General features: G+C 68.5%; 25 protein-coding genes and 1 pseudogene. 17 read left to right on the plus strand and 9 right to left on the minus strand.

The genetic code is table 11. The annotated features are described in order from the left end of the window. The first annotated feature begins 107 nt into the window (after window positions 1-107). Complete coding sequence (locus ACFSJG_RS26780; RefSeq protein WP_378488286.1) at window positions 108-1,301, plus strand: NAD(P)/FAD-dependent oxidoreductase; 1,194 nt, start codon at window positions 108-110, stop codon at window positions 1,299-1,301. A gap of 113 nt (window positions 1,302-1,414) precedes the next feature. Continuing rightward, the gene (locus ACFSJG_RS26785) at window positions 1,415-2,062 is read left to right on the plus strand and encodes an SDR family oxidoreductase (protein ID WP_378488287.1); all 648 of its coding nucleotides are present in this window, start codon (window positions 1,415-1,417) and stop codon (window positions 2,060-2,062) included. Between the two features lie 9 nt (window positions 2,063-2,071). Here the strand turns inward: ACFSJG_RS26785 and ACFSJG_RS26790 are convergent, their stop codons facing one another. Beyond that, a complete protein-coding gene (locus tag ACFSJG_RS26790) occupies window positions 2,072-2,422 on the minus strand; it encodes a YybH family protein (protein ID WP_378488357.1) in 351 nt (116 codons plus the stop codon). A 113-nt stretch (window positions 2,423-2,535) separates the two neighbouring features. On the opposite strand from ACFSJG_RS26790, the gene ACFSJG_RS26795 reads away from it, so the two are divergent. Continuing rightward, on the plus strand, window positions 2,536-3,420 hold the full coding sequence (locus ACFSJG_RS26795; protein ID WP_378488288.1) for a LysR family transcriptional regulator: 885 nt from the start codon (window positions 2,536-2,538) through the stop codon (window positions 3,418-3,420). A 168-nt stretch (window positions 3,421-3,588) separates the two neighbouring features. Here the strand turns inward: ACFSJG_RS26795 and ACFSJG_RS26800 are convergent, their stop codons facing one another. Both ACFSJG_RS26800 and ACFSJG_RS26805 read right to left on the minus strand, forming a co-directional pair. Further along, window positions 3,589-4,455 carry an oxygenase MpaB family protein gene (locus ACFSJG_RS26800; protein WP_378488289.1) on the minus strand — a complete coding sequence of 289 codons (867 nt, stop codon included), beginning with the start codon at window positions 4,453-4,455 and terminating at the stop codon, window positions 3,589-3,591. Between the two features lie 68 nt (window positions 4,456-4,523). Further along, on the minus strand, window positions 4,524-4,802 hold the full coding sequence (locus ACFSJG_RS26805) for a DUF1905 domain-containing protein (protein WP_378488290.1): 279 nt from the start codon (window positions 4,800-4,802) through the stop codon (window positions 4,524-4,526). A gap of 106 nt (window positions 4,803-4,908) precedes the next feature. Between ACFSJG_RS26805 and ACFSJG_RS26810 the strand changes: the two genes are divergently transcribed. After that, window positions 4,909-5,556 (plus strand): helix-turn-helix domain-containing protein, encoded by a 648-nt coding sequence (locus ACFSJG_RS26810; RefSeq protein ID WP_378488291.1) that lies wholly within the window; start codon window positions 4,909-4,911, stop codon window positions 5,554-5,556. A 3-nt stretch (window positions 5,557-5,559) separates the two neighbouring features. On the opposite strand, the gene ACFSJG_RS26815 is transcribed toward ACFSJG_RS26810, so the two are convergent. Together ACFSJG_RS26815 and ACFSJG_RS26820 are read right to left on the minus strand one after the other, a co-directional pair. Next, complete coding sequence (locus ACFSJG_RS26815; RefSeq protein ID WP_378488292.1) at window positions 5,560-6,066, minus strand: hypothetical protein; 507 nt, start codon at window positions 6,064-6,066, stop codon at window positions 5,560-5,562. Between the two features lie 69 nt (window positions 6,067-6,135). Continuing rightward, a complete protein-coding gene (locus tag ACFSJG_RS26820; RefSeq protein ID WP_378488293.1) occupies window positions 6,136-6,534 on the minus strand; it encodes an ACT domain-containing protein in 399 nt (132 codons plus the stop codon). 168 nt (window positions 6,535-6,702) lie between these two features. On the opposite strand from ACFSJG_RS26820, the gene ACFSJG_RS26825 reads away from it, so the two are divergent. The 8 genes from ACFSJG_RS26825 (at window position 6,703) to ACFSJG_RS26860 (ending at window position 15,549) form a co-directional block, all read left to right on the plus strand. Next, on the plus strand, window positions 6,703-8,073 hold the full coding sequence (locus ACFSJG_RS26825; protein WP_465270033.1) for a hypothetical protein: 1,371 nt from the start codon (window positions 6,703-6,705) through the stop codon (window positions 8,071-8,073). Between the two features lie 86 nt (window positions 8,074-8,159). Then, window positions 8,160-9,389, plus strand: a complete 1,230-nt coding sequence (locus ACFSJG_RS26830; protein WP_378488295.1) for an AAA family ATPase — start codon at window positions 8,160-8,162, stop codon at window positions 9,387-9,389. Continuing rightward, window positions 9,386-10,618 (plus strand): vWA domain-containing protein, encoded by a 1,233-nt coding sequence (locus tag ACFSJG_RS26835; RefSeq protein WP_378488296.1) that lies wholly within the window; start codon window positions 9,386-9,388, stop codon window positions 10,616-10,618. Before ACFSJG_RS26830 ends, ACFSJG_RS26835 begins: the two co-directional genes overlap by 4 nt. Before the next feature lie 212 nt (window positions 10,619-10,830). Beyond that, window positions 10,831-11,439: a hypothetical protein gene (locus ACFSJG_RS26840; protein WP_378488297.1), complete on the plus strand. Its 609-nt coding sequence runs from the start codon at window positions 10,831-10,833 to the stop codon at window positions 11,437-11,439. Window positions 11,440-11,568: 129 nt separating this feature from the next. Then, window positions 11,569-12,012 carry a hypothetical protein gene (locus ACFSJG_RS26845; protein ID WP_378488298.1) on the plus strand — a complete coding sequence of 148 codons (444 nt, stop codon included), beginning with the start codon at window positions 11,569-11,571 and terminating at the stop codon, window positions 12,010-12,012. A 173-nt stretch (window positions 12,013-12,185) separates the two neighbouring features. Then, window positions 12,186-13,736, plus strand: a complete 1,551-nt coding sequence (locus ACFSJG_RS26850) for an arylsulfatase (RefSeq protein ID WP_378488299.1) — start codon at window positions 12,186-12,188, stop codon at window positions 13,734-13,736. Between the two features lie 3 nt (window positions 13,737-13,739). Continuing rightward, window positions 13,740-14,648: an HAD family hydrolase gene (locus ACFSJG_RS26855; RefSeq protein ID WP_378488300.1), complete on the plus strand. Its 909-nt coding sequence runs from the start codon at window positions 13,740-13,742 to the stop codon at window positions 14,646-14,648. Next, the gene (locus ACFSJG_RS26860) at window positions 14,641-15,549 is read left to right on the plus strand and encodes a formylglycine-generating enzyme family protein (RefSeq protein WP_378488301.1); all 909 of its coding nucleotides are present in this window, start codon (window positions 14,641-14,643) and stop codon (window positions 15,547-15,549) included. Before ACFSJG_RS26855 ends, ACFSJG_RS26860 begins: the two co-directional genes overlap by 8 nt. Window positions 15,550-15,606: 57 nt before the next feature. On the opposite strand, the gene ACFSJG_RS26865 is transcribed toward ACFSJG_RS26860, so the two are convergent. Beyond that, a complete protein-coding gene (locus tag ACFSJG_RS26865) occupies window positions 15,607-16,413 on the minus strand; it encodes an IclR family transcriptional regulator (protein WP_378488302.1) in 807 nt (268 codons plus the stop codon). A 156-nt stretch (window positions 16,414-16,569) separates the two neighbouring features. On the opposite strand from ACFSJG_RS26865, the gene ACFSJG_RS26870 reads away from it, so the two are divergent. The 3 genes from ACFSJG_RS26870 to ACFSJG_RS26880 all read left to right on the plus strand — a co-directional run bounded on the left by ACFSJG_RS26870 (window position 16,570) and on the right by ACFSJG_RS26880 (window position 19,292). Continuing rightward, on the plus strand, window positions 16,570-17,337 hold the full coding sequence (locus ACFSJG_RS26870; RefSeq protein WP_378488303.1) for a CoA transferase subunit A: 768 nt from the start codon (window positions 16,570-16,572) through the stop codon (window positions 17,335-17,337). After that, window positions 17,334-17,990: a 3-oxoacid CoA-transferase subunit B gene (locus ACFSJG_RS26875; RefSeq protein WP_378488304.1), complete on the plus strand. Its 657-nt coding sequence runs from the start codon at window positions 17,334-17,336 to the stop codon at window positions 17,988-17,990. The genes ACFSJG_RS26870 and ACFSJG_RS26875 overlap by 4 nt, the downstream gene beginning before the upstream one ends. Before the next feature lie 105 nt (window positions 17,991-18,095). Continuing rightward, window positions 18,096-19,292, plus strand: a complete 1,197-nt coding sequence (locus tag ACFSJG_RS26880) for an acetyl-CoA C-acetyltransferase (protein ID WP_378488305.1) — start codon at window positions 18,096-18,098, stop codon at window positions 19,290-19,292. A gap of 232 nt (window positions 19,293-19,524) precedes the next feature. On the opposite strand, the gene ACFSJG_RS26885 is transcribed toward ACFSJG_RS26880, so the two are convergent. Next, window positions 19,525-20,883 carry an ammonium transporter gene (locus tag ACFSJG_RS26885; protein WP_378488306.1) on the minus strand — a complete coding sequence of 453 codons (1,359 nt, stop codon included), beginning with the start codon at window positions 20,881-20,883 and terminating at the stop codon, window positions 19,525-19,527. A 238-nt stretch (window positions 20,884-21,121) separates the two neighbouring features. Further along, complete coding sequence (locus ACFSJG_RS26890) at window positions 21,122-22,060, minus strand: LysR substrate-binding domain-containing protein (protein WP_378488307.1); 939 nt, start codon at window positions 22,058-22,060, stop codon at window positions 21,122-21,124. A 508-nt stretch (window positions 22,061-22,568) separates the two neighbouring features. Here ACFSJG_RS26890 and ACFSJG_RS26895 point away from each other — a divergent pair. After that, window positions 22,569-22,976, plus strand: a pseudogene (locus ACFSJG_RS26895) (EamA family transporter); the annotation flags it as partial. An 84-nt stretch (window positions 22,977-23,060) separates the two neighbouring features. Here the strand turns inward: ACFSJG_RS26895 and ACFSJG_RS26900 are convergent. Further along, on the minus strand, window positions 23,061-24,737 hold the full coding sequence (locus ACFSJG_RS26900; RefSeq protein WP_378488308.1) for a SulP family inorganic anion transporter: 1,677 nt from the start codon (window positions 24,735-24,737) through the stop codon (window positions 23,061-23,063). Between the two features lie 190 nt (window positions 24,738-24,927). Here ACFSJG_RS26900 and ACFSJG_RS26905 point away from each other — a divergent pair, with 190 nt between their 5' ends. Beyond that, on the plus strand, window positions 24,928-25,368 hold the full coding sequence (locus ACFSJG_RS26905) for a DUF6069 family protein (protein ID WP_378488309.1): 441 nt from the start codon (window positions 24,928-24,930) through the stop codon (window positions 25,366-25,368). The last annotated feature ends 1 nt before the right edge of the window (window position 25,369 follow it).

The following is a 25,369-nucleotide window of genomic DNA, read 5'->3' on the forward strand; positions in this document are numbered from 1 at the left end:
GAGTTTCCTGATATGAGACGTTGATTCATAAACAGAAACCGCATGGGTTCCGAACACAGCAGCCGACCTCCCGTCCGCGGGAGCCTCGTGAACCGAAGGATTCTCACGTGACGCAGACAACCAAGTTCCTCATCGTCGGCGGCGGCCTCGAAGGTCTCGCCATCGCCTACTCGCTGGCCGACCGCGGCGAGACCGACGTCCTCGTCCTCGAACGCGACACCCTGTGCTCGGGTATGACCGGCAAGTCCAGCGGCGTCGTCCGCTGCCACTACGGCACCCCGTCGCTGGCGGCGATGTCCTGGTACGGCGTCGACGTCTTCACCCGCGCCACCGAGATCTTCGGCGACGACATGGCCTTCCGGCAGTGCGGCTACGTCGTCGGCGTCGGCGAGAGCAACGTCAAGCCGCTCGAGGCGAACATCGAGATGATGCAGGGCCTCGGCATCGCGACGGAGTTCATCGCCCACGACAAGATGGCCGAGCTGTGGCCCGGCCTGCACCTCGACGACTTCGCGCTGTTCGCCTACGAGCCCCTCGGCGGGCGCGGCGAGGCGTACATGGCCGGCATGGCGTTCGCCGCGACCGCCCGCAGGATGGGCGTGAAGATCAAGCAGAGCACTCCCGTTGTGTCGCTGCTGCAGGACACCACCGGCCGCGTCTACGGAGCCACACTCGCCGACGGATCCGAGGTGCACGCCGAATACGTGGTCGTCGCGGCCGGTCCGTGGACCCCCGACCTGGTAGCGGGCGTCGGCGTCGACGTCGACGTGAAGGCGCAGCGCGCCCAGCTGGTACTCGTCGACCAGGGTGTCCCCACTCCCGAGGTGCCGGTCCTGTCCGACCTCGCAGGGCTCCAGTACATCTGTCGTGAGCCGAACGGCGAACTCCTGGTCGGCAATTCGGACCATCAGGCGCCCGAGTACATCGACCCCGACAACTACAGCAACCGCGCCGACGACAGCACCATCGAGAAGAACATCATGAAGCTCGGCAACCGGCTGCCGGACATGCCCGACCCACGCATCACCAGCACCTACGTCGGCGCCTACGACGTGACGCCCGACTACAACCCGATCATCGGCCCCGCCCCCGTGGACGGACTGTTCCTCGCAACGGGCTTCTCCGGCCACGGCTTCAAGATCTCCCCGGCCGTCGGCAAGCTCGTCGCCGACATGCTCCTCGACGACGGGAAGACAACACTGCCGAACGTGAACCCGCACGACTTCCGGTACTCCCGCTTCGAGGAGGGCGACCTGCTGCTCAGCCTCAACCCCTACGAGGGCGCAGGCGAGATGCGGTAGGCGCCCCCGGCACCTGTGCGCACTTTTGGTAGTTGGAGCTACCAGAAAGGCGCACAGGTGCGAAGGGCCGGTACGTTGGGAATCGACCACAGCTCCCAACGGAAGGAACGGTCATGGCTCGCGTCGTCGTCATCGGCGGACACGGCAAGGTTGCGCTTCATCTCGAACAGATCCTCAGCAGACGCGGCGACGAGGTGACCGCGCTGATCCGCAATCCCGCACACGCATCCGACATCGAAGCCATGGGGGCCGCGCCGGTCGTCGCGGACGTCGAGAACATGTCGACCGAGCAGATCGCGGAGGTGCTGCGCGGGCACGACGCCGTGGTGTGGTCCGCGGGCGCCGGCGGCGGAAACCCTGCCCGCACCTACGCCGTCGACCGGGACGCCGCGATCCGCTCGATGGACGCCGCCGCGGCGGCCGGAGTCCGCCGGTACGTCATGGTGTCCTACCTGGGGTCGCGCCCCGATCACGGAGTCCCGGAGGATAATTCGTTCTTCGCCTACGCCGAGGCCAAAGCGGCCGCCGACGAGCACCTCCGCGCGACCGACCTCGACTGGACGGTCCTCGGCCCCGGAACCCTGACGCTCGACCCCGGAACCTCACGCATCGAGGTCTCCCCCACTCCGGCGGAGACGTCCGTGTCCCGGGAGGACGTCGCAGCGGTCGCGGCAGCGACGCTCGTCGACGCCGGCACCGTGCGCCGCACCATCCCGTTCAACACCGGGACGACACCCATCGTCGACGCGCTGCGTGGCTGAGAACCACCGTCACGAGTCGCCCGCCGGGCTGCGGAACTCGGGCTGATCGAGAACACGGAGCCAACTACCATCGGGCTGCCTGCGCACCACCTGGGCGCGGGCACCGGAACCGTCACGCGGCGGCGTCGACGTCAGTGCCAGTTCGCCGCTGACGAGCGTCGGCAGTGGCTCCTCCGCCTCGAAGTGCGGACGCTGCGCGAGCACCGACGCCCACAGTTCCCGAATGGCGTTGCGACCCACCGTCGTCGCACCTGGAGGGTAGGCCATGACGGCGTCCTCGGCGTAGAGCGCGGCGACCCCATCGGCGTCGCCCGCATTCGACCGCTCGACGAACAGTCGGGTGATGTCCTCGGGGTGCATGGCCTTCTCGTACACGACTACCTCCTGGTCGACTGGTGTTGACATCTCCAGCGTCGACCGCCCAGGATGAGAAGTCCAATAGTTTGTTCTCATCGAAACCAGAAGTAGCAGTCATGGACTTGAGGCAGCTGGAGTACTTTGTCGCGGTCGCCGAGGAGCGCAACTTCACCAGGGCCGCGGAACGCGTCCACATCAGTCAGTCGGGTGTGAGCGCGCAGATCAGGGCGCTGGAGCGGGAGCTCGGCGCGACACTGATCGACCGCTCCACGCGCACGGCGACCCTGACCGTCGCAGGGAAAGCGGCCCTCGAGCACGCCCGCGCCGCACTGGCCGCGACGGGGGCGCTCGCCCAGGCGGTCGGCGAGGTCACCGGCCTGATGCGGGGGCAGGTCACCGTCGGCATGGTGGTCGGCTGCACCGTCACGCCGCTGTTCGACGCACTCGCCTCTTTCCATCGCGCTCATCCCGGCGTGGAACTCTCACTCTCGGAGAACAATTCGGACACACTGCTCGACGCCGTCCGCGCGGGCACCATCGACCTCGCATTGGTCGGGACGGCAACCTCGCCGGCCGGCCTCGACATGCTCACACTCGTCAGCGAACGCCTGGTCGCCACGGTGCCGGCCGGCCACCGCCTCGCAACGCTCGACCCGATCACGCTCCGTGACGTGTGCAGCGAGCCGCTCGTGTGCATGCCTCCGGGTACAGGCCTGCGCACGGTGTTCGACAATTGCTGCACCGCAAAGGGACTCGCACCAACACCCGAGATCCAGGCCGGTGCCGCCGACGCCATCGCCGATCTGGCACGGCGCGGCCTCGGGGTTGCGATCCTGAGCGAGTCGATGGCCGCCGACTACCCGGACCTCGTCTCCCGCACAATCGACGACGCCGACGCCCCCGCCCTGCTCGCGCTGGTGTGGCGGGATGCGAATCGACCCGCGGTACGACAGTTGCTCAACCACTGCCGCCGGGCGTTCACACCATCGGCCGGGTCCTGATCCGCAAGGACTCGATCCGGGTTCACACCGAATGCAGGTCCGACTCGGCATTGCCGTTGCAGTCCTGGGTCACGCGTCGGCTGGGTACAACCGGCGCACAGCGGAGTCACGATCCGTGTAGCGAGCTCACGGGACCCGCTGCGAGGCGAGATGGCCGGTATTTCCGGGTCAGAACAGGGGTGTGTCCGTGGCGAGTCGCTTCTGCACGTCACGCAAGCTGCGAGTGAAGGGCAGTTCACGCACCCGGCGCGGGGCGATGCGCAGGAACCGCGCCACCCGTCGGTTGAACCGCGCGAACTTCACTTCCTCGGCATCCGACCATTCCAGCTGCATGAGCTCGCGGAAACGCGGTTCGAGATATCCGGTGACCAGCCGCACCCGCCGGCGCATCAGCCACGGTGGCACCGCGCGATCCAGATACTCCAGTCGCACGACCCGCATGAGGTAGTCACGCGTCGCGTCGTCCACCTCGAGCGCGGCCAATGATGCGTTCCAGTAGTCGTCGAACTCCGCCCGGGTCGCGGGCCACGCGTCGCGCGGGAGTTGCAAGGTGGTTCCGAACACCATTCCCTGGCGGTAGAACTGCTCGGCGAACGCTCCCGTCAGGGGCCTGTGCACACGCTCGTAGGCCTGCTCCGCCCCCTTGTACAGGCAGGCGGCGACCCACAGCTGCAGCGTCGGATCGAACGCGTTGTATGCCACCTCCGCGCCTTCCGGGGAGCGCACCTGCGCGTGCGACCGGTTGGTCGCCCGCCGGTAGGCCGCCCGTTCCTCCGCTCCGCCGAGGATCGCCACCGCGAGGAAGCCGAGCGTCGTACGGCGCCGGCGAGCGGGATTGAGAAACAGGTTGCCCTCGTCGACCTTGCTGTCCTTGACGCCGTAACCGACCGGCCGTGCGGAGAGTTGCATGATCACGTTCGAGGTGCCGGCCAGGAGCTGGAACCAATTGGCCGATTCCCGGAGTGCGGTCGTCTCGAGCGCGTCGAGGGCGCGGCGCTCGGCTCCGGTCTGTCCGGCGGCGATTTCGGATGCCATGAGCGAACGTTAACACCCGACGTGAATTGCCGTTAACTTATTCTGAACTCGATCGTCTGCTCGACGAGTCATCCGATGCGCTCGAGCAGACGAACGATTACGGATTCACCCGCCTGTTTGCCGATGACCTCCCGGACGGCGGCCTTGACGGGCAGTTTGTGGGTGCCGTCGCCGAGCGCCATGAAGGAACTCTCGAAGGGGTGCCCGTCGATCGTGCCGCGGACCTTCACGAGCCCGCGGGTGCCGAAGAATGCGGCGGATTCGGGCCAGACGACGTACGTCCACCCGCCCTTGGCGGGGCTCTTGAGCAGCGTTGCGACGAACTCGCGATCCAGTGCGGTTTCCATGACGCGCCTCCTCCGGAAAGTGTGCCTCACGTAGGTGGACCCGACGCGCGCCGCGAACTCATCGCGCCGGGTCCACCACGGGGAAACCCACCGCTATTGTGGGTGAATGTCCAGCCCGAACCGCCCCGTGCATCACGACACCGCGCCGCGTGAGGTTCCCGCGGACTCACCGACCGGTGTCGACCTCGAACGGGTCATCGCCGCGCAGGTGCGCAAGCTGCGCCTCGCCAGCGGACTCTCGGTGGGCGACATGGCCGCGAAGATCGGCATCTCCAAGGCGATGCTGTCGAAGATCGAGAACGCGCAGACCTCCTGCAGCCTCTCGACGCTGGCCCGGCTCGCGGCAGGGCTCGACGTCCCGGTGACGTCCCTGTTCCGCGGCGCCGACGCCGCCCGGGACGCGGTCTTCACCTCGGCCGGGCAGGGCGCGGAGATCGTCGGTCGCGGCACCCGCGTCGGTCACCACTACGAGATGCTCGGCGCGCTGCGCGGCCAACACAAGCGTCTCGAACCGGTGCTGGTGACGCTGACCAACGCCAGCGAGGTGTTCCCGCTCTTCCAGCACCCCGGCACCGAACTGCTCTACATGCTCGAGGGCGAGATGGTCTACGGGCACGGAGAGAGCGAGTACCACCTGCGTCCCGGGGACGCGCTACTACTCGACGGGGAGGGCCTGCACGGCCCGAACGAGTTGGTGGAGTTGCCGATTCGGTTCCTCGCCGTCACCGCCTATCCCGACAACCACCAGGGCTGACCCTCAGACGAGGACGCGGCAGTAGACCCGCTCACCGCGATCCACGGCCCCAGCGGACAGTTCGGCGAACGCCGCGAGAAGGGGCACCGACTCGTCCGAGGGTTCGCCGTCCTCGTCGATCGCCCAGGCGCGCGCGGCGGCGGCGACACCGTCGGCATCGAGCGCGGCGAGCGCATCACGCAACTCGTCGGTGACGGTGAGCACCAGCGAGTCGCCGTCGTCGCTCATGGCGACGAGTGACCCGGAACGCGCACCCGACGAGACCTCGTCGTACGAACGTCCGGTGAGCACGGCCTCGAGCCTGCCCAACGCGACGACCGGTTCCACGCCCTTCACCTGTAGGACCGGGGTGCCGTTCGCGGCCAGACGAATCCGCGGTCGGGTGAGTGTGTCCGGAGTCGGGCCGGACGCGTCGTCGATCGTGTCGGGCTCCACGTCGACGAGGTCGTCGAGCGCGGCGGCGGCGTGCTGATCCGAGGGTGCGGTGAAGTAGTCGAGGATGGCGGACATGGCGCGATCGTGTCACAGGCCACCGACACCCGGGGTCGCGTGGCAGACCGACTCGTGCCGCGCGGCACGTCACGCCGGTGGGCGCAGTGCGCGCAGGACGGCCACCGCACGGTGTCGCGCCGCCCACGGAACGAGCAGGTGATCGTGGTGGTAGCCGGCCAGAACGTTGCAACTGATCCCGGCGTCTGCCAGTGCGCCCGAGACCACCGCTGTCAGCCCGACGGCGTCGAGCGAGGAATGCACGGTGAGCGTCAGCCAGGCGAATGCCGGCGCATCCGCGAGGTCGTGGTCCCGGGCACGGGCAGTTGTGACCACCACAGTGACGCCCTCGTCCTCGACGATCACCGCGGGCGCGTCACCGACCACGGGTGACCCGGCCTCGACAACCGCGAAGACGTAGGGATCGGGCCGAACCGTGACGTCGAGCGACGCCAGAATCTCGCCGAGATCGGTCAGCGGATCGCTCACTGCACATCTCCGTCCGATGCGAATCCTGTTCCCCGGAACCGAGGAATCATTCGCAACGGTACGACTTTCCACGGCGAGGCACTGGCCGAGATCGCGTCGGTACGCTACGATTGCGGCGATGCCTACTTACTCCGATCCAAGATTGGGGGCCCAGTTCGCTCACGGTGAGTGCTGATGCACCCTCCCATCGCGAACGGGACCGATCCCCGACCGTCCTTCTGGCTGCGCGTGCGCGAGTTCGCCGTGCCGCCGTCCATGATCGAGACCGCAACCGACCGACGCCTCGCGGGTGACTGGTCCGGCGCCTGCGCCGCAGCAGGTTTCGACAGCGAGATCGATTTGCGAGAGATCGCCCACAACAACGGCCGCGACGTCGCGGCTCAGATTCTCGCCGACCTGCACAATCTGGCACCCGACCTGCTGCGCTGGCACCTCCCGAGGGTTGCCCCGGACGGACTGCTGCGCCCCGGGCTCACCGTCACGCTGGCCCGGTACGGATCACCGGAACGCCGAAAACCCTGCGGCACTGACGGTTCGGTACACCTGGTGGCCCGCACCGCACCGGCCTGGGCGGACGCCGGGCAGCGGATCGTGCTGACCCTCTGGGACGGCTCCATCGCCACCCGGCATCCCCATCCCCACCCCAACCGGCGCTACCGGCTCGACCTCCATCGACACCTGTGGGACGCGCGACGATCCACCGATCTTCCAACACGCTGTGGCACAGGACAATCCCCTCCCGCTCATGTCGCCGACCACACCCTCGCCGACGCGGTACCGGAGGGCGCCGCCCTGGACCGCTGGGCTGCCGAGAGCGACATCCTGCTCCGCGCGGACCGGGTGCGCGACGGTCCCGTGCGGGTTCGGTGCGGCGGACGGCACGACCTGGTGATCGAGCCGGTTGTCCGCGGCGGCCGTCCCGCAGCGGTGCGCCTCGTGAACGGCTACCCACGTGGACGGCTCGCCGCTCTCCCGGTGCTGCCCGACGCCGCGACCTGGGTGCTACCCGACCTGGAACTCGTCCGATCGGGAGCGATCGCCGTCGATCGGCTGCACCCCCTGGTCGCCGCCGCCCTGGAACCGAGCTGGTCGCCGCCCGACCGTTCCCCGACACCGAACGGGGCGAATCGTTTTCACGTGGTGGACTGCCGCGGCGAACGACACCGGATCGGCCTTGCCGACGGCGCACTCACCGCACTCGATCACGACCCCACCGAGATCCGGCGCGAGGAACTGCTCGTCGCGCTCGGGGGCACCCCACTCCCCTGCCTGCAGGCCATCGACCAGGCGCACCGCAGTCCGGATTGCCTGCCCGGAGTCCGTGAGCGTCTCGATCACGGAGACCTCGCCGGCGCGCTGGCCGTGGTCGAGGGACTGCTCGGCCACGACGCCGCCCTCCGGGACGGCCCCCTGAAGGACGAACTCACGGCGTCGGTGGACCGCCGCGGCACGTACGACAGTTTCCGTGCCGGGCCGGTGGAACCTCCCCCGTCGCGACCCCGGCGCGCCGACAGATCGCGACGCGTCCGCTCCCACTGAACCTTCCACGTGTTCCTTCGAAATCCGATGTCCTGCAGTGCGGCTGGACGGCCGCACGCTGCCAACCTCCCTCGACATCACGGGTGATGCACATGCCTTCGACACTCCTTTCGAACCGATCCCGTACGGCTGAACTCGACAGCGCCGCGACGCTGTCGGCCATGCTCGACACCGTCACCACCGAACCTCGTTCCGACGATCAGCTCGAAGCCCTCACCCTGGCCGTGTCCGCGGACCTCCCGGTGCTGCTGTGGGGCGAGCCGGGCATCGGCAAGACCGCAGCCCTGACGCAGCTCGCCGAATCCCTCGGCCTGCCCCTGACCACCGTCATCGCCAGCGTCCACGAGCCGTCCGACTTCTCCGGTCTGCCCGTCCTCGGGGACGACCCTGCGACACTCGGAGTTCCGATGGCCCCGCCGGACTGGGCTGTCCGGCTCGTGCACGCCGGGCGGGGCCTGCTGTTCCTGGACGAACTGTCGACGGCACCGCCCGCCGTGCAGGCGGCCCTGTTGCGTGTCGTCCTCGAAAGACGCATCGGGGCACTGCAACTCCCACCCGGCGTGCGCATCGTGGCCGCGGCCAACCCGCCGTCCTCGGCAGCGGACGGCTGGGAGCTGAGCCCACCGCTTGCCAACCGCTTCGTACACCTGCACTGGACACACGACCACGAGGTGGTCGTTCGGGGCCTCGGCGGTACCTGGCCGCTCGCCACGCTGCCCCGACTCGACCCGGAGAAGTTCTCCGATGCAGTGGTATTCGCCCGCCGGGCGGTGTGCGGGCTCCTCACTGCTCGCCCAGCACTCGTCCATCAACTTCCCGGCAGTCAGTCCCGCCGCGGCGGTGCGTGGCCGTCCCCTCGGAGCTGGGACATGACGGTGCGACTCGTCGCCTTCGCCACGGCAGCCTCGGCGTCGACGGACGTGCTGTCCCTGCTGGTCCGGGGCAGCGTCGGCGACGGCCCCGGGTTCGAGCTGCTGGCCGCCATCGATCACATGGATCTCCCCGACCCCGAGGTGCTGCTGGCCGATCCGACCGCCGCCGCCCTCCCCGAGCGCGGCGATCTGCGTCAGGCCGTGCTCGACGCCGTGGTCGCCGCCGTCCGCAGACGGCCCGACGCGGCGCGCTGGGACGCGGCCTGGGCGCTGCTGGTCACCGCGGTGCAGACCGGGCCACCCGATCTCGTGGTCGTCCCGGCGACCACCCTTGCCACGCTGCGGCAGGACGACTGGGAGGTGCCCGCGGAGATCGACCGGATCGCGGGGGTCGTGTCGGTGTCCCGCCTCGCCGACCGCGCTGCCGCGAAGGCCGGCCGATGACGGCCGTGCTCGATCCGAACAGGATCTACGCCGCCCGGCTGCATGCCGCCCGAGCCCGGCCCTACCTGGCGACCGCCCTGTATGCGCTGAACGTCGTCGCGTCACCTCGCGTGCCGACCATGGGAGTCGACCGGCACTGGCGGTGCTACGTCTCACCTGCCTTCGTCGCCCAGCGACCGGTGGAGGAGTTGGCCTCGCTTCTGGTGCACCATGTGTCACATCTGCTGCGCGACCACCACGACCGCAGCGACCGCTACGCCCGCGCACACGACCTGACCTCCCGCGGCGATCGACTGCGGATGAACCTCGCCGCCGATGCGGAGATCAACGACGACGCGTTCGGCGACGGGTTGCCGACACCCGACGGCGCCGTCCTGCCGTCGATGCTGGGTCTGGACGGTGGTCGGCTCATGGAGGACTATCTGCGCGAGTTCGGCCTCGGCCCCTGCACCGACGGGCTGACGTGGCTGGACTGCGGTAGCGGTGCCGACGGGCTGCGTCGGGAGTGGGAGCTGGGCCCCGACGGGGCGGACGCACTCAGTACCCGGCAACAGGATGTGGTCCGATTCCGGGTTGCACAGAGCGTCGCCGGTCGTCGCGGAGACGCACCCCGCGGATGGCGCAGGTGGGCGGAGGAAACCCTGCACCCGACCCAACCGTGGCGAGCCCTGCTCGGCGCGGCGATTCGCTCCGCGACCTCCTCGTCCGGCACCGGCGGGGACTACACCTACCGTCGCCCGGCGCGGCGGTCCGCCGCGGTGCCCGGAGCCGTCCTGCCGAGCCTGCGGCGCACCCCGCCCAGGGTCAGCGTCGTCGTCGACACGTCCGGATCGGTCAGCGACGCGGATTTGGGCAGTGCGCTGCTCGAGGTGGCTGCGATCACGCGGGCCGTGGGCGGGCGCCGTGACCTCGTCACGGTGCTGTCGTGCGACGCGGCGGCGCGGGTCGTGCACCCACTGTGCCGGGCCGAGGACATTCCGCTGTTCGGCGGTGGCGGCACGGATCTGCGCACCGGATTCGCCAGGGCGCTGCGCGGTCGGCCCTGTCCCGACGTGATCGTCGCCCTCACCGACGGTGAGACACCCTGGCCCAGCAGCCGACCCGCTTGCCGAACCGTCGTCGGGCTGTTTCCCCGGGTGTACCCGAGAGGTTGGCAGGACCACGACCGGGTTCCCGACCTGCCACCGGAGTGGGCGCATGTGGTGCGAATCGGCACACCGCAGTCGTGAGGCCGTGGCGCCTGCTTCGGTGCCCCGCGAATGACGAGGCACACGCTCGCAGGCATTCATGTTCACAATTTCCTACTCTGCGGTCAGATCTTCGTGTTACTCTTCGTTTCGCTAACTTTGAACAGTCCACCATTGACGACTCCTTCTCCACCCCAATGCATTTCACTGTTCTCGACTCACCCTGTCGTCATCGACCACACAGGAGTTCACCCTTGAATCGAAAGACCGTCACCCGCGGCATCGGCGCCGCGGTGTCCCTCACCGCCGCAGCTGCGCTGGCACTGCCCGGCGTCGCGTCCGCCGCGGAGACCGACGTTCCCGCCCCCACCATCACTGCCGGCGCCGACGGCGACGTCATCACAATGACGCTCACCCAGAAGAGTGTCGGCCAGAACGTCCTCTGCCTGCCGATCGTCCTCGACGCGCAGGACGCGTTGCCGCTCGCAGCGACGCCGACCGACCAGTGGCCCAGCTTCCTCGACCTCCTCGGCAAGGTCTACTACATCGGAAACCCGACCACCGACGCCGCTCCCGAGTCGACCAGCAGCACCGGCCCGGTCGACGGCGGAGTCAACACCGGTCTGCTCAAGCCGATCACGCCCGGCGCGTATGCCGTGGTCGGCGCCTGCTTCGACGCCGCCAGCCAGGACGCGGTCCTGTCCTACGGCTACACCGTCGTCTTCTCCCCCGGCGGGGTCGGCAGCGTCGACCAGGCGCTCGACCTCGGGAGCAGCACCCTCACGATGGATGGCGGAAGCAGCGTCGTCGCCGACCTGCTCACCAGCGGTGCCGGTAGCAGCATCCTCTTCTCCAACAGCTGAGTCCCCTGGACGCCCCGGCGGCACACCGTCACCACGGTGCGCGTCGCCGGGGCGCCACCCCGGAACCGCGCCGGCAGGATCGTTCCGGTGCCTGAACCGTGCCCCGAACCGACCGTGCACACTGACCTGGTGACGGCAGACGACACCCACCAGTCCACGCGCGGCGACGACCTCGACTCGCTCGCCTCATACGTGAGGGAGCACCGCGCCGGCGGTTACGCCGTCGACACCGTCGCCGCGTCTGTGTGCGCGCACTGCGGTGGGCGAGCCTTCGCCATCGGCGTGGACGACGAGGCGGGTTGCGCCGAACGACTGTGCCTCGCATGTGACGACGCCGTCCTGATCGCCGACAGCGCAGACCACTGGACCGAGGCCGAGCCGGTCCAGTGCGAATGCCCCTGCGGTGGCGAGGAGTTCGAGATCGCAGTCGGGTTCGCGTCGGTCGGCGACGGCAGCGACGACGTGCGCTGGGTGAGCGTCGGTCTGCGCTGCCTACGAGACGGGACACTGGGTGTGTACACCGACTGGAAGATCGACTACAGCCCCTCGGCTCACCTGCGAGGCAGGGCGTAGCCGGGAACGCATTCGACGCACTGGACCGAGGCGCCACGGAGGCGAGCACGACCGAATGCCCCACGACACACCCGCTGCGCTGTGCGCTGTTACCCGTGGACACCACCCACCGCCCATAGGATTCGGCACGACAGTGGATTCGACGTCGTGATCGAACGAAGGGGCCTCTGAACATGCCGGACGGCAAGCCGAACATTCTCGTCATCTGGGGTGACGACATCGGAATCTCGAATCTCAGCTGTTACAGCGACGGCCTGATGGGCTATCGCACGCCGAACATCGACCGCCTCGCCGACGAGGGCATGAGGTTCACCGATTCCTACGGCGAGCAGAGCTGCACCGCCGGCCGGGCAGCCTTCATCAGCGGGCAGAGCGTCTACCGCACCGGCATGAGCAAGGTCGGCGTTCCCGGTGTCGACATCGGCTGGGCCGCCGAGGATCCGACGATCGCCGAGCTCCTCAAGCCCCTCGGCTACGCCACCGCCCAGATCGGCAAGAACCACTTCGGGGACCTGAACAAGTTCCTGCCGACTGTCCACGGCTTCGACGAGTTCTACGGCAACCTCTACCACCTCAACGCCGAAGAGGAACCCGAGAACGTCGACTACCCGCACGCCGACCAGTTCCCCCGGCTGCACGAGTTCGCCCTCCCCCGCGGCGTGCTCAGGTGCAAGGCGACCACCGAGGTCTCCACGGAACCGGACGATCCACGATTCGGGCCGGTCGGGAAGCAGACCATCGAGGACACCGGTCCCCTCAACCGCAAACGGATGGAGACGATCGACGACGACATCGCGGACACCACCGTCGACTACATCAGGCGTCAGCACGAGGAGGGCAACCCGTTCTTCGTGTGGTGCAACTTCACCCACATGCACCTCTACACGCACGTCAAACCGGAGAGCCGTGGCCAGTCGGGGCTGTGGCAGTCGCCGTACCACGACGCGATGATCGACCACGACAAGAACGTCGGAACGGTGCTGGACGTGCTCGACGAACTCGGCATCGCCGAGGACACCATCGTCATCTACTCCACCGACAACGGGCCACACCGCAACACCTGGCCCGACGCAGGCACGACACCGTTCCGGAGCGAGAAGGACACGAACTGGGAGGGGGCGTTCCGGGTCCCGGAGATCATCCGCTGGCCGGGGAGGATCGCAGCCGGTGCGGTGTCGAACGAGATCGTCCAGCACCACGACTGGCTGCCGACGTTGCTGGCTGCCGCGGGCGAACCCGACATCATCGAGAAGCTGAAGGCGGGCCACACCGCCGGTGCCGACGGCAAGACCGAGTACAAGGTCCACATCGACGGATTCAACCTGCTGCCGTACCTCACCGGCGAGGTCGAGACGAGTCCCCGGCGCGGCTTCTTCTACTTCTCGGACGACGGCGATCTCGTCGCCATGCGGTTCGAGAACTGGAAGGCGGTGTTCCTGGAGCAGCGGTGCCAGGGCACCCTGCAGGTGTGGGCGGAGCCGTTCGTGCATCTGCGCGTACCCAAGCTCTTCAACCTGCGCACCGACCCATACGAGTACGCCGACATCACCTCCAACACCTACTACGAGTGGTTCCTGCGGCACGACTACTTCATCTTCTACATGACCGCGATGGCCGCGAAGTTCCTCGAGACCTTCGAGGAGTTCCCACCACGACACGAACCGGCCAGTTTCAACGTGGACCACGCGGTCGAGAAGCTCCAGAAGTTCCTGGCGAGGGACTGACCCGTGCTCGACACCTGGACGAACGGCCCGGCGAAGTCGGCGATAGTCGACTTCGTCGGGCGGGTCACCACCGAGGGACCCGACTACGTGGAACCGGATGCCCGGGTCGCCGTCTTCGACAACGACGGCACCCTGTGGTGCGAGAAGCCGATGTACGTCCAACTGGACTTCCTGATCCGGCGATTCCGGGAACAGGCCGAGACCGACCCGGCGCTGCGGGACACTCAGCCCTACAAGGCCGCCTGGACCGGAGACCTCGCATGGCTCGGTGGCGCGGTTGCGAAGCACTATCAGGGTGACGACAGCGATTTCGCCCCCCTCACGGCGGCGATCCTCGCGGCACATCAGGAGATCTCCGTCGACGAGCACGCCGCCGCGATCGCCGAGTTCTTCGAGGCCGCCCGGCATCCGACCCTCGGTCGCCCGTACACGGAGTGCGGGTACTCGCCGATGGTCGACCTGCTGCGCTACTTGGAGGGCCACGGGTTCACCTGCTACATCGTGTCAGGAGGTGGACGCGACTTCATGCGTCCGATATCCGGCCCGATGTACGGGATTCCGCCGGAGCGGGTGGTCGGCAGCACGGTGAGCCTCGTGTATCGGGACGCCAACGTGTACACGACCGCCGACCTGCAGTTCGTCGACGACGGCCCCGGCAAGCCGGTGCGGCTGTGGGACCGGATCGGACGCAGGCCCGTCTTCGCGGCCGGTAATTCGAACGGCGACATCGAGATGCTGGAGTTCACCGCCTCGTCCGCGCGCCCCTCGCTGCAACTGTTGATCCTGCACGACGATGCGGAACGCGAATTCGACTACACCTCGGGCGCGGAGACTGCGCTGCAACGGGCCGCGAACGACGGATGGATCGTCGCCAGCATCAAGAACGATTGGAAGACAGTTTTCGGTGCCTGACACACTCACAACCGATCCAGGCCGGGACACGGACTCGGTGTGGATCCCCGCGCAGTCGACCACGGTCGGTGCCGACAACGACTACCCCGAGGAAGGTCCGTCGAAGACGGTCTCGGTCGACGGATTCTGGATCCAGAAGCACCAGGTGACGAACACCCAATACGCCGAGTTCGTCTCCGCCACCGGCTATGTGACGGTCGCGGAGCGTCCACTGGACCCGGCCGACTATCCCGGTGCGCCGGCGACGAATCTGCAACCGGGGTCGATGGTGTTCCACCGCACGGCGGGTCCCGTGGACCTCAGACACCTCAGTCAGTGGTGGACGTGGACGCCGGGCGCGTCCTGGCAGCACCCACGTGGGCCGCGGTCGTCGGTGCGAGGCCGTGAGAACCATCCTGTCGTGCACATCGCCTACGAGGACGCGGTCGCATACGCCGACTGGTCGGGGCAGGCCTTGCCGACCGAGGCGGAGTGGGAGGTCGCCGCGCGAGGCGGGCTCGACCGCGCGACCTACACCTGGGGCGACGAACCGGAGAGAGCCGACCAGAAACTCGCCAACTACTGGCACGGCGAGTTCCCGTACCTCCCGGACAAGGGATACGGGCAGACCACACCGGTGGGCAGCTTTCCTGCCAACGGTTACGGACTGTTCGACATGGCAGGCAACGTCTGGGAGTGGACGGCCGACTTCTACGGCGAGGATCGTTCGACGACGCCGTGCTGCGGCACCGAGTCCTACGATCCGTCCCAGCCTCAGTTCGCGATCCCGCGTCGGGTCGTCAAGGGCGGCTCGTTTCTGTGCGCAGACAGCTACTGCATGCGGTACCGGCCCTCCGCGAGGCGACCGCAGATGGTCGACACGGGTATGAGCCACATCGGTTTTCGGTGTATTCGCCGCTGACCTTCCCAGCCGGTCGGATGTCACGTCACCGCAGCGGCGCGCACGGGGAGCGTCGGCTCAACGCCCGCCGCGCAGCCGCAATGTCAACCGGTGCGCCTGCCGCAGCAGCAGCTCACCGAGTTCGCCTCTCCGCTCGGGCGGGAAGCGTGACTCCACGCCGGTCAGGCTCAGCGCCCATGCCGGCTGCTCGGCCGCGTCGAACACGGCAGCACCCATCCCCCAGCTCCCCTGGACCAGCAGTCCGGGGTTGACGCAGTAGCCGGTCAGCCTGGTGGCCTCGATGCGTTCGCGGATCGCGGGGGTGCTGTGTTCGTCGCCCCACCGTTCGGTGAGCTCACGACGGTCCAGGTACTCGCCGACCTCACGGTCGGGCAGATGCGACAGGATCACCAGCCCCGCCGACGCCACACCGAGCGGCAGCCGCAGCCCGACGTGCAGGACGTGGGAACGCAGGGGGAAGCTGCCCTCCTCACTGGCGACGCAGACCGTCTCGTCGCCGCGCCGGGCGGACAGGAACGCGCTCTCCCCTGTCTCGCGGGCCAGGTCGCGCAGGATGTCGCGGGCGCGTTCGGTGACGTCGTAGCGTTCCGCGGCCTGCGACCCGAGCAGGTACAGCTCCGGGCCGAGCGACCACAGTCCGGTCTTTCGGTCCCGGTCGACGAGGCCCTCGTCGGCAAGCGAGCTGAGCAGCCGGTGCGCGGTGGGACGCGCGAGGCCGGTCGCGCGGCCCAGATCCGACGTGGACGCACCCTCACCCGGGGCGGCCGCGACGGCGCGCAGCAGCGCCCCCACTCGCCTGATCACCTGAGGTCGCTCGTCCACACGGACAGTGTACGTCCATTCAGTGAACGCATATGACCGCATGGTCCGGCTCGCGAGCACTTGCGACCGAACGCTGCCGGGAGCTTGAAGTGCAGTGACCTGCGTACTTGAGTGGTCGGAGACACCCGGCACGGAGCGTCCATGCACCGGACCGGGCAATCGAGCAGACGCACACCGTGCACTACGAAGGGACTTCGGATGGGAACGAGAGTGTTCGCCACAGCGGCCGAGGCCGTCGCGGACATCGGCGAGGGCGCGACGATCGCCGTCGGCGGATTCGGACTGTGCGGCATCCCCGACGCACTGATCGACGCCCTCCGCGAGTCCGGCGTCGGCAACCTCGAGGTGTTCTCCAACAACTGCGGCGTCGACGACCACGGCCTCGGAATCCTGCTCGGCGCCAAGCAGGTCAGCCGCGTCACCGCGTCGTACGTCGGCGAGAACAAGGAGTTCGCCCGGCAGTACCTGTCCGGTGAGCTGGAGGTCGAACTGACCCCGCAGGGCACCCTTGCCGAACGCCTGCGTGCGGGCGGCGCAGGCATCCCCGCCTTCTTCACCCCCGCCGGTGTGGGCACCCCCGTCGCCGACGGTGGTCTGCCGTGGCGGTACGCGGCCGACGGTTCCGTCGCCGTCGCTTCCCCACCGAAGGAGACCCGCGAGTTCGGCGACAAGCGGTACGTGATGGAACTCGGGATCGCCGCCGACTTCGCCCTCGTGCACGCCGTGCGCGGCGACACCGCGGGCAACCTGGTATTCGACAAAACCGCCCTGAACTTCAACCCGCTCGCCGCGATGGCGGGCAAGGTCACCATCGCCCAGGTCGAGGAGCTGGTCCCGGCCGGCGAACTCGATCCCGCCCAGGTGCACCTGCCGGGTGTGTTCGTGCAGCGCGTCGTCCACACCGGACCGCAGAACAAGCGCATCGAGAAGCGCACCGTCACAGCGACCCAGGGAGTGTCGGCATGAGTATTGGATGGACCCGCGACGAAATGGCCGCCCGCGCGGCTGCGGAGATGATCGACGGCGAGTACGTCAACCTCGGCATCGGCCTGCCGACGCTGATCCCCGGCTACCTGACCGACGAGGTGAAGGTCACGCTGCACTCGGAGAACGGCATCCTCGGCACCGGCCCCTACCCCACCGAAGACGCCGTCGACGCCGACCTCATCAACGCGGGCAAGGAGACCGTCACCGTCAATCCCGGTGCCGCGTACTTCGATTCGGCGTTGTCCTTCGGGATGATCCGCGGCGGCCACATCGACACCGCCGTCCTCGGCGGCATGCAGGTCTCCGCCACCGGCGACCTCGCCAACTGGATGGTGCCCGGCAAAATGGTCAAGGGCATGGGTGGCGCGATGGACCTGGTGCACGGCGCGAACCGCGTCATCGTCGTCATGGAACACACCGACCGTGACGGCGGCGCGAAGATCGTCGAGTCGTGCAGCCTCCCCCTCACCGGACAGGGCGTCGTGAACCGCATCATCACCAACCTCGCGGTGATCGACGTGGTCGGCGACGGCACTCTCGCGCTCGTCGAGCTGGCGCCCGGCGTCACGGTGGACGACGTCACCGCCGCGACCGCCGCTCCGCTTGCCAACCGCATCCCCCAGCCTGCCTGAGGCACCCCCTTTTCCGGTTCCCGAATGGCCCATTCGATCGGTCAGACCGATCGAATGGGCCATTTGGGGAGGAATTCCCGTCGCATTCGGAAGGTTTCACCTCATATGTCGAACAATGTCTCCGTCATCGTGGCCGGTGCCCGTACCCCGATGGGTCGGCTGCAAGGATCACTGAAGGACTTCTCCGGGTCGGACCTCGGCGGCATCGCCATCAAGGGCGCCCTCGACAAAGCCGGCATCACCGGCGACCAGGTCGACTACGTCATCATGGGCCAGGTCCTCACCGCAGGCGCCGGCCAGATCCCCGCCCGCCAGGCCGCCGTCGCCGCCGGCATCCCCATGTCGGTACCAGCGTTGACCATCAACAAGGTGTGCCTGTCCGGCATCAACGCCATCGCCCTCGCCGACCAGATGATCCGCGCCGGCGAATTCGACATCATCGTCGCCGGCGGCCAGGAATCGATGACCCAAGCCCCCCACATGCTCGAAAAGTCCCGCCAGGGCTTCAAGTACGGCGACGTCACCCTCCGCGACCACATGGCCTACGACGGACTCCACGACATCTTCACCGACCAGGCTATGGGCCTGCTCACCGAATCCGCCAACACCGACACCACGTTCGTCAGCAGGGAAGAGCAGGACGCATTCGCCGCCGCCTCCCACCAGAAGGCCGCCGCCGCCTGGAAGAACGGACTCTTCGACAACGAGGTCGTCCCCGTCCCGGTCCCGCAACGCAAGGGCGACCCCATCGACTTCCGCGAAGACGAAGGCATCCGCGCCGACACCACCACCGAATCCCTCGGAAAACTGCGCCCCGCATTCGCCAAGGACGGCACCGTCACCGCCGGATCCGCCTCCCAGATCTCCGACGGCGCCGCCGCCGTCATCGTCATGTCCAAGGCCACAGCCGAGCGGCTCGGCCTGACCTGGATCGCCGAGATCGGCGCCGCCGGACAGGTCGCAGGCCCCGACTCCACCCTGCAGTCCCAACCCGCGAACGCCATCGCCGCCGCCTGCGCCAAGGACGGCATCACCCCGGCCGATCTCGACCTCGTCGAGATCAACGAAGCCTTCGCCGCCGTCGGCATCGCGTCGACCCGAGAACTCGGCATCGACCCCGACAAGGTCAACGTCAACGGCGGCGCCATCGCCCTCGGCCACCCCCTCGGCATGTCCGGCGCCCGCATCGCCCTGCACCTCGCACTCGAACTGCAGCGCCGCGGCGGCGGCACCGGCGCCGCAGCCCTCTGCGGTGGCGGCGGCCAGGGCGACGCCCTGATCCTCCGCGTCCCCACCGCCTGACCCCACCCGGTACCGGCATGAACGGTTCCGTTCACTCGATCTGATCGACTGAACGGAACCGTTCATGCCCACCACGGGCCGGTCTGGTCCCGGACCGGACAGGTAAGGCGGACATGGGAAAGGCCCCGGTGTCGCGGGGAGGATGTCGCGACACCGGGGCCTTCGTGTACTCGGGTTCAGGACCGCATTACGGGGACGGTCCTACCCCAGAACCCGAGGGTTCAGGCGGGGATCAGGTGACCTTCTCGGTGGCCGCCTTCTCCGTGATGGCCGCCGCCGCGACGGCGACGTCGTCGGCGTCGGTGGTCACGACCGCCCCACCGAGCTCGGGGGCCTCGACCGAGTAGGCGCTCTCGCCGTGCATCGCGACATCCAGGCCGTCCCGCTCGACGTCCTCGTGGACGCGGAGGCCGGTGACCTTGTCCATCGCCTTGGCGATCAGCCAGGTGACGATGAAGGAGTACGCGAGGACCGCGAGGACCGCGACCGTCTGCTTGCCGAGGAGGCCGAGGCCGCCGCCGTAGAACAGGCCGGCAACACCGTTCGGAGCCGCCTCGGTGGCGAGGAAGCCGATCAGCAGCGTGCCCAGCACGCCACCGACGAGGTGGATGCCGACGACGTCGAGGGCGTCGTCGTATCCGAGCTTGAACTTCAGCGAGATCGCGAGGCAGCACACCGCACCAGCGGCGGCACCGATGACGAGGGCGCCGATCGGGGAGACCGCACCGCAGGCGGGGGTGATGGCGACGAGCGCCGCGATCAGGCCGGACGCCGCACCGAGGGTGGTGGAGTGGCCGGTCCGGATCCGCTCGACGAGCAGCCAGGCGCAGATGCCGGCGCACGCGGCGGCGAGGGTGTTGAGCACGACCACCGATGCGCTGTTGTTCGCGGCGAGCGCGGAACCACCGTTGAATCCGAGCCAGCCGAAGAGCAGGATGCCGGCGCCGAGCATGGTCAGCGGAAGGCTGTGCGGGCGAGGCGGATTGATGAAGTTGGCCCGCTTGCCGAGCACCAGGATCAGGGCGAGGGCAGCGATGCCTGCGTTGATGTGGACGGCGGTTCCACCGGCGAAGTCGATGGCGCCGAGGGTGTTCGCGATCCAGCCGCCGATGACCGAGCCGTCGGAGCTGTCGAACGCGAAGACCCAGTGGGCCACCGGGAAGTAGACGAGGGTCAGCCAGATCGCCGTGAAGACCATCCAGGCGCCGAACTTGAGACGGTCCGCGACGGCGCCCGAGATGAGGGCGACGGTGATGCCGGCGAACAGCATCTGGAACGCCGCGAACAGCGCGGGCGGGAGTCCTGGCTCGGCCGGAGCCTCGAGAAGCTGTCCGAGGCCGAGGTACTCGAGCGGGTCACCGAGCAGTCCTGCCTCGCCGAGCGAGTTGCCGAACACCGTCGAGTAGCCGAACAGCACCCACAGGACTCCGACGACCGCGAAGGCGCCGAAGGTCATCATCATCATGTTGAGCGTGTTCCGGACGCTCACCATGCCGCCGTAGAAGAGCGCCAGACCCGGCACCATCAGTGCCACCAGCCCGGTCGCGGCTAGAATCCAGGCGGTGTTGGCCGCGGCAAGAGCCTGATCCATGCGGTCCACCTTTTCGTGTGAAGGGTCCACCGCGATCGCGGTGGAGTGACGCCCGTCTTACGCCGGGAATCGTCGTCACCCGAGAGTGGACTGTCGCCTCACACCACGCAACCGGTCCACGTGAACTCTGAGTTAACGCGAATCACGCTGTGACACTGAGAAACCCAGCGGAATCATGACCGCCGACACGTAACACATCCGTCACACCACCGTCTCGTGGACGACACTCCGGTCGACATCACGAACCGTCCGCCGCCAACCACCCGGCGAGCGGCGTCGCCACCCGCTCCGACGCGACCTCCGCCAGCGCCGCACGGAAGGCGCGGACCGCCGGATGGCCTGCGCGCCCCGCACGGACCGCCGTGTGGAGCGTGCGATGCGGGTCCCCGGGCAGACCGATCAGCTGAACGCCGTCACCGTGCCGTCCCGCGATCAGCGCGGGAATGAACGCGACCGCGTGGCCGGACCGGACGAGGTGCGCCTGCAGGAGCGGATCCGCGTTCTCGAACGCGATCCGCGGCTCGAAGCCCGCAGTCCGGCACACCGCCCGCGACCAGTCCCCGGTCGGGGTCGCCGGCGGGTCCATCGCCCACGGCGCCGTGGTCAGGTCCGCCAGCACACTCGGCGACGCCGACCACCGCCCCACCGCGGGAACGGCGAGACACAAACGGTCGCGCACCAGGTCCTGCCGATCGACACCTGACCGGATCTCGCCGGGAAGACCCGGGTACTCCTCACCCAGGATGACGTCGAACCTGTGCGACAGCAGGCCCTCGTACGCCGGGCCGACCTCCCGGTGCGCGATCTCCACCTGCAACTGCGGGTGCCGCTCGGCGAGCAGGGTGAGCGCCGGCGGGACCAGTTCGACGACGACGGTCTGGAACGACGCGACCCGGAGCGTGCCCCGGACGTGCGGTTGCGCAGCGGCGAGCTCCGACTCGGCCTGTTCGAGCCGGGCCAGGACCGCTTCGGCGTGTGCCACCAGGCCGACGGCGTCATCCGTGAGACGGACGCCACGCCCGACGCGCTCGAACAACGTCACCCCGGTCTCGCGTTCGAGCAGCGACAACTGCTGGGACACCGCGGACGGGGTGTACGAGAGGGCGTACGCGACCTCGGCGAGCGTGCCTCGCCGCTGGAGCTCGCACAGCATCCGCAACCGCATGACGTTCAGCATCCGGACCCCATTGATCAGTTTTGCTAACCGAAATCGCGAAGAAACATTCGCTGGACTCATGATAGTTCGTTGCCGATGCTGAAGAGGTGAACCTCCTCCCTCGTACCGCATCGTGACGGCACCCGCCCCGACGTCGACGAGTTCCGCGTCGTCGGTGACGCTGGTCGTCGGATCGTGCATCTCGCTGCAATTCGGCGCCGCGACCGCCGCCCACCTGTTCCCCGTACTGGGATCGTGGGCCGTCACCGCCCTGCGACTGTCGATCGCCGCCGTGATCCTCCTCGTCGCGGTGCGCCCGCGCGCTCGTCGGTGGACGCGGCAGCAGTGGCGGTCCGTCCTCGTTCTGGGTGTCGCACTCGCCGGGATGAACGGGTTCTTCTACGCCTCCATCGCCCGCATCCCACTCGGGGTCGCGGTCGCGATCGAGTTCCTCGGCCCACTCCTGTTGGCCGCGTGCCTCTCACGGCACCGCCGTGACCTCCTGTGTGTCGCGCTGGCGCTCGGCGGCATGGTGCTCCTCGGCGTCGAGAACGCGCTCGCGGCACCCTCGTCCACGGCACCATCGCTGAACGCCGCCGGCGTCGCCTTCGCCCTCGTCGCCGCTGCCTTCTGGGCCCTGTACATCCTCGCGACGGCGAAGGTCGGCGAACACGTGGAGGGCAGCGGCGGACTCGCGATCGCGCTCGTCGTCGCGGCGGTGTGCGTCCTTCCCGCGGGCGCGTCGGGCGCCGTGGTCGCGTTGTCCGATCCGCACCTGCTCGCGATCGCGGTCGTCACAGCCGTTCTGGCATCGGTGATTCCGTACACACTGGAGCTCGCGGCCCTGCGCCGCCTGCCTCGTCACGTGTTCGGAGTACTGCTCGCCTTCGAACCGATCGCGGCGCTGATCGCCGGATGGCTGCTGCTGGGTCAGTCCGTCGGCGTCACCCGCCTGGCGGCCATCGCCCTCGTCGTGGTCGCAAGCATCGGGATCACCGTCTCGAACCGGCCGGACAGCCGATCACTCCGCCGCGACGGCGGCGCGCACGGTGGGATAGACGTCGACCGGCAGGACCCCGGACTCCGCGGCTCCGAGGGCGTCGCCGAACTGACCGATCGGCCGGGCGATCCGGAAGGCGATCCGCCTGCGCGCCAGAGAATCCCGCAACTGCGCCAGCATCGACGCGGCGGTCACGTCGATCGACGGCGACGTCTCCGCGTCCAGCACGACCAGGCGGGTCCGGTCCGTGCACATGTCCTCGATGCTCGCACGGACGTGGTCCGCGTTGGCGAAGAAGAGCCCGGCCTCGACCCGGACGACGAGCAGCTCCGGATTCTCGGGTAGGTCGGGGTGCCGCTCCGCGTCGAGCCACAACGAGTCGTGCTTGACGACCGTCACGATGTGCGGGCGGGACGCACGGTAGAGCAGGAGCAGCACCGACACTCCGATGCCGATGAGCAGTCCGGGCAACGTGTCGAACAGCAACACGCCGAACATAGCCGCCAGCGCCGCGACGAAATCCGGCCGCGCGGCCGGGCCGTAGATACTGCCGAGCCGTTCCGTCCAGACCCGGTACAGCCGTCGCAGGGAGGCCACGTCGACGAGTTCGATCACCGCGGCGATCACCACCGCGGCCAGCGTCGCCTCGGGCAGCTTCTCGAACAGCCCGGTGAGGAACAACAGGGTCACGACCGTCAATCCGGCGACAACCAGCCCGCTCACCTGAGTTCGGGCGCCGGCGGACCCGTTGACCGCAGTCTTGGAGAGGCTACCGTTGACCACCATGCCGGACGCCAGCCCGGAACCGAGATTTGCAGCGCCGAGTCCGTAGAGTTCACGGTTGGCGTCGATCTGGTACCCCGACTTGGCCGCGTACGTCTTTGCCGCTCCCAATCCCTCCGCGAACCCGATCAGGAGCACCCCGAGCGCCGGTCCCAGCAGATCCAGGTAGTCGTGGAATCCGACGCCGTCGGGAATCCCGAGAGCAGGGAGGCCGGAATCGATGTGCCCGACGATCGCGACACCCTGTGCGTCGAGGTCGAACACCGACACCGCCACGATTCCGAAGGCGACGGCGACCAGTGACCCCGGTACCAGCGGCAGCCAGCGGCGCAGTCCCATCACGAGAGCGAGACTGATCGCCCCGACCACGGCGGTACGCCAGTCCGTGTCACCGAGGCCGGTCAGCACACCCCACAGTTGGTCGAAGAAGTCCCCCTCCTCCTTGTCGATTCCGAAGAACTTCGGCACCTGGCCGATGACAATCGTCAGTGCGAGACCGACGATGAAGCCCTTGAGGACGGGTTCGGAGATGAACGACGCCACGAATCCGAGACGGGCGAGCCCGGCGAGCAGCCCCACCACACCGGTCGCGATGGCCAGTGCCGTGCTGAGGAGCACGAAGCGCTCACTGTCCGCGGCCGCGAGGGGGGCGATGATGGCGGCAGAGAGCGCGGCGGTCGCCGACATCGGCCCGACGACCAGGTGCCGCGAGCTCCCGACGAGCGCGTACAGCACGAGCGCGGGGACCGCCGCGTAGAGTCCGGCCACGGGTGGCACCCCCGCGATGGACGCGTACGCCAGCGCCTCGGGGATCATGACGGCCCACACCGTCAGGCCCGCGACGACGTCCGGCCGCAACCACCCGGACTCGTAGCCCTGCAGGGACTGGAACACCTTCCAGCGGGTCGTCGCCACTGCCGCTCCTCTCCGAGCCACCTGCTGTCGGATGCCTCCCGCCCACCCTATGAAGGACTCCGTCCCGCGCCGTCACACGTTCCGGGTGAAGCCGGTCGGTCGCCACCTCACCCGAACGGGATGAGGCGCGACCTGTCGACGCTGCATAGCGTCGGACGAGTAGCGGCAGGCGATCGCGGAAGGAGTCCCGGTGAACGCATACCAACCCGACCCACGCACCACCCCGACAGTCGACGCGAAGCGACTGTGGGCGGGTGGAGCCGCGACGGCGGTGGTCGCCGCGCTGGCTGCGGTCGTGGGACTGCTCCTCGTCCGTGACGTGTTCGACGTCCCCGTCATCACCCCCGCGACCGGAATCGGGACCTCGCAGGCGGCGAACCTTGCCGGGCACGCCGTCGTCGCGGCGCTGATCGCCACCGCGCTGCTGCACGTGCTGATGCTCACCACACCGCGCGCGACCAGCTTCTTCGGCTGGATCGGCGTGCTCGCCACCCTCGCCGCAACGCTGCTGCCGTTCGCCGCGGACGCCACGAGCGCGTCCCGAATCTGCAGCGCGGCCATCTACTTCGTCGTCGGAATCGCCATCGTGACACTGCTGACCGGTGTCGCCGGGTCCGCCCGAACCAGCTGAA

Source organism: Rhodococcus gannanensis, from assembly GCF_042681175.1.
Lineage (GTDB): Bacteria > Actinomycetota > Actinomycetes > Mycobacteriales > Mycobacteriaceae > Rhodococcus_G > Rhodococcus_G gannanensis.

Coding starts and splice junctions, on each gene's coding strand:
- ACFSJG_RS26785 (WP_378488287.1), top strand. CDS start 1,415: ATGGCTCGCGTCGTCGTCATCGGCGGACACGGCAAGGTTGCGCTTCAT.
- ACFSJG_RS26790 (WP_378488357.1), bottom strand. CDS start 2,422: ATGCACCCCGAGGACATCACCCGACTGTTCGTCGAGCGGTCGAATGCG.
- ACFSJG_RS26795 (WP_378488288.1), top strand. CDS start 2,536: ATGGACTTGAGGCAGCTGGAGTACTTTGTCGCGGTCGCCGAGGAGCGC.
- ACFSJG_RS26800 (WP_378488289.1), bottom strand. CDS start 4,455: ATGGCATCCGAAATCGCCGCCGGACAGACCGGAGCCGAGCGCCGCGCC.
- ACFSJG_RS26805 (WP_378488290.1), bottom strand. CDS start 4,802: ATGGAAACCGCACTGGATCGCGAGTTCGTCGCAACGCTGCTCAAGAGC.
- ACFSJG_RS26810 (WP_378488291.1), top strand. CDS start 4,909: ATGTCCAGCCCGAACCGCCCCGTGCATCACGACACCGCGCCGCGTGAG.
- ACFSJG_RS26815 (WP_378488292.1), bottom strand. CDS start 6,066: ATGTCCGCCATCCTCGACTACTTCACCGCACCCTCGGATCAGCACGCC.
- ACFSJG_RS26830 (WP_378488295.1), top strand. CDS start 8,160: ATGCACATGCCTTCGACACTCCTTTCGAACCGATCCCGTACGGCTGAA.
- ACFSJG_RS26835 (WP_378488296.1), top strand. CDS start 9,386: ATGACGGCCGTGCTCGATCCGAACAGGATCTACGCCGCCCGGCTGCAT.
- ACFSJG_RS26850 (WP_378488299.1), top strand. CDS start 12,186: ATGCCGGACGGCAAGCCGAACATTCTCGTCATCTGGGGTGACGACATC.
- ACFSJG_RS26865 (WP_378488302.1), bottom strand. CDS start 16,413: ATGCGGTCATATGCGTTCACTGAATGGACGTACACTGTCCGTGTGGAC.
- ACFSJG_RS26870 (WP_378488303.1), top strand. CDS start 16,570: ATGGGAACGAGAGTGTTCGCCACAGCGGCCGAGGCCGTCGCGGACATC.
- ACFSJG_RS26875 (WP_378488304.1), top strand. CDS start 17,334: ATGAGTATTGGATGGACCCGCGACGAAATGGCCGCCCGCGCGGCTGCG.
- ACFSJG_RS26880 (WP_378488305.1), top strand. CDS start 18,096: ATGTCGAACAATGTCTCCGTCATCGTGGCCGGTGCCCGTACCCCGATG.
- ACFSJG_RS26885 (WP_378488306.1), bottom strand. CDS start 20,883: ATGGATCAGGCTCTTGCCGCGGCCAACACCGCCTGGATTCTAGCCGCG.
- ACFSJG_RS26890 (WP_378488307.1), bottom strand. CDS start 22,060: ATGCTGAACGTCATGCGGTTGCGGATGCTGTGCGAGCTCCAGCGGCGA.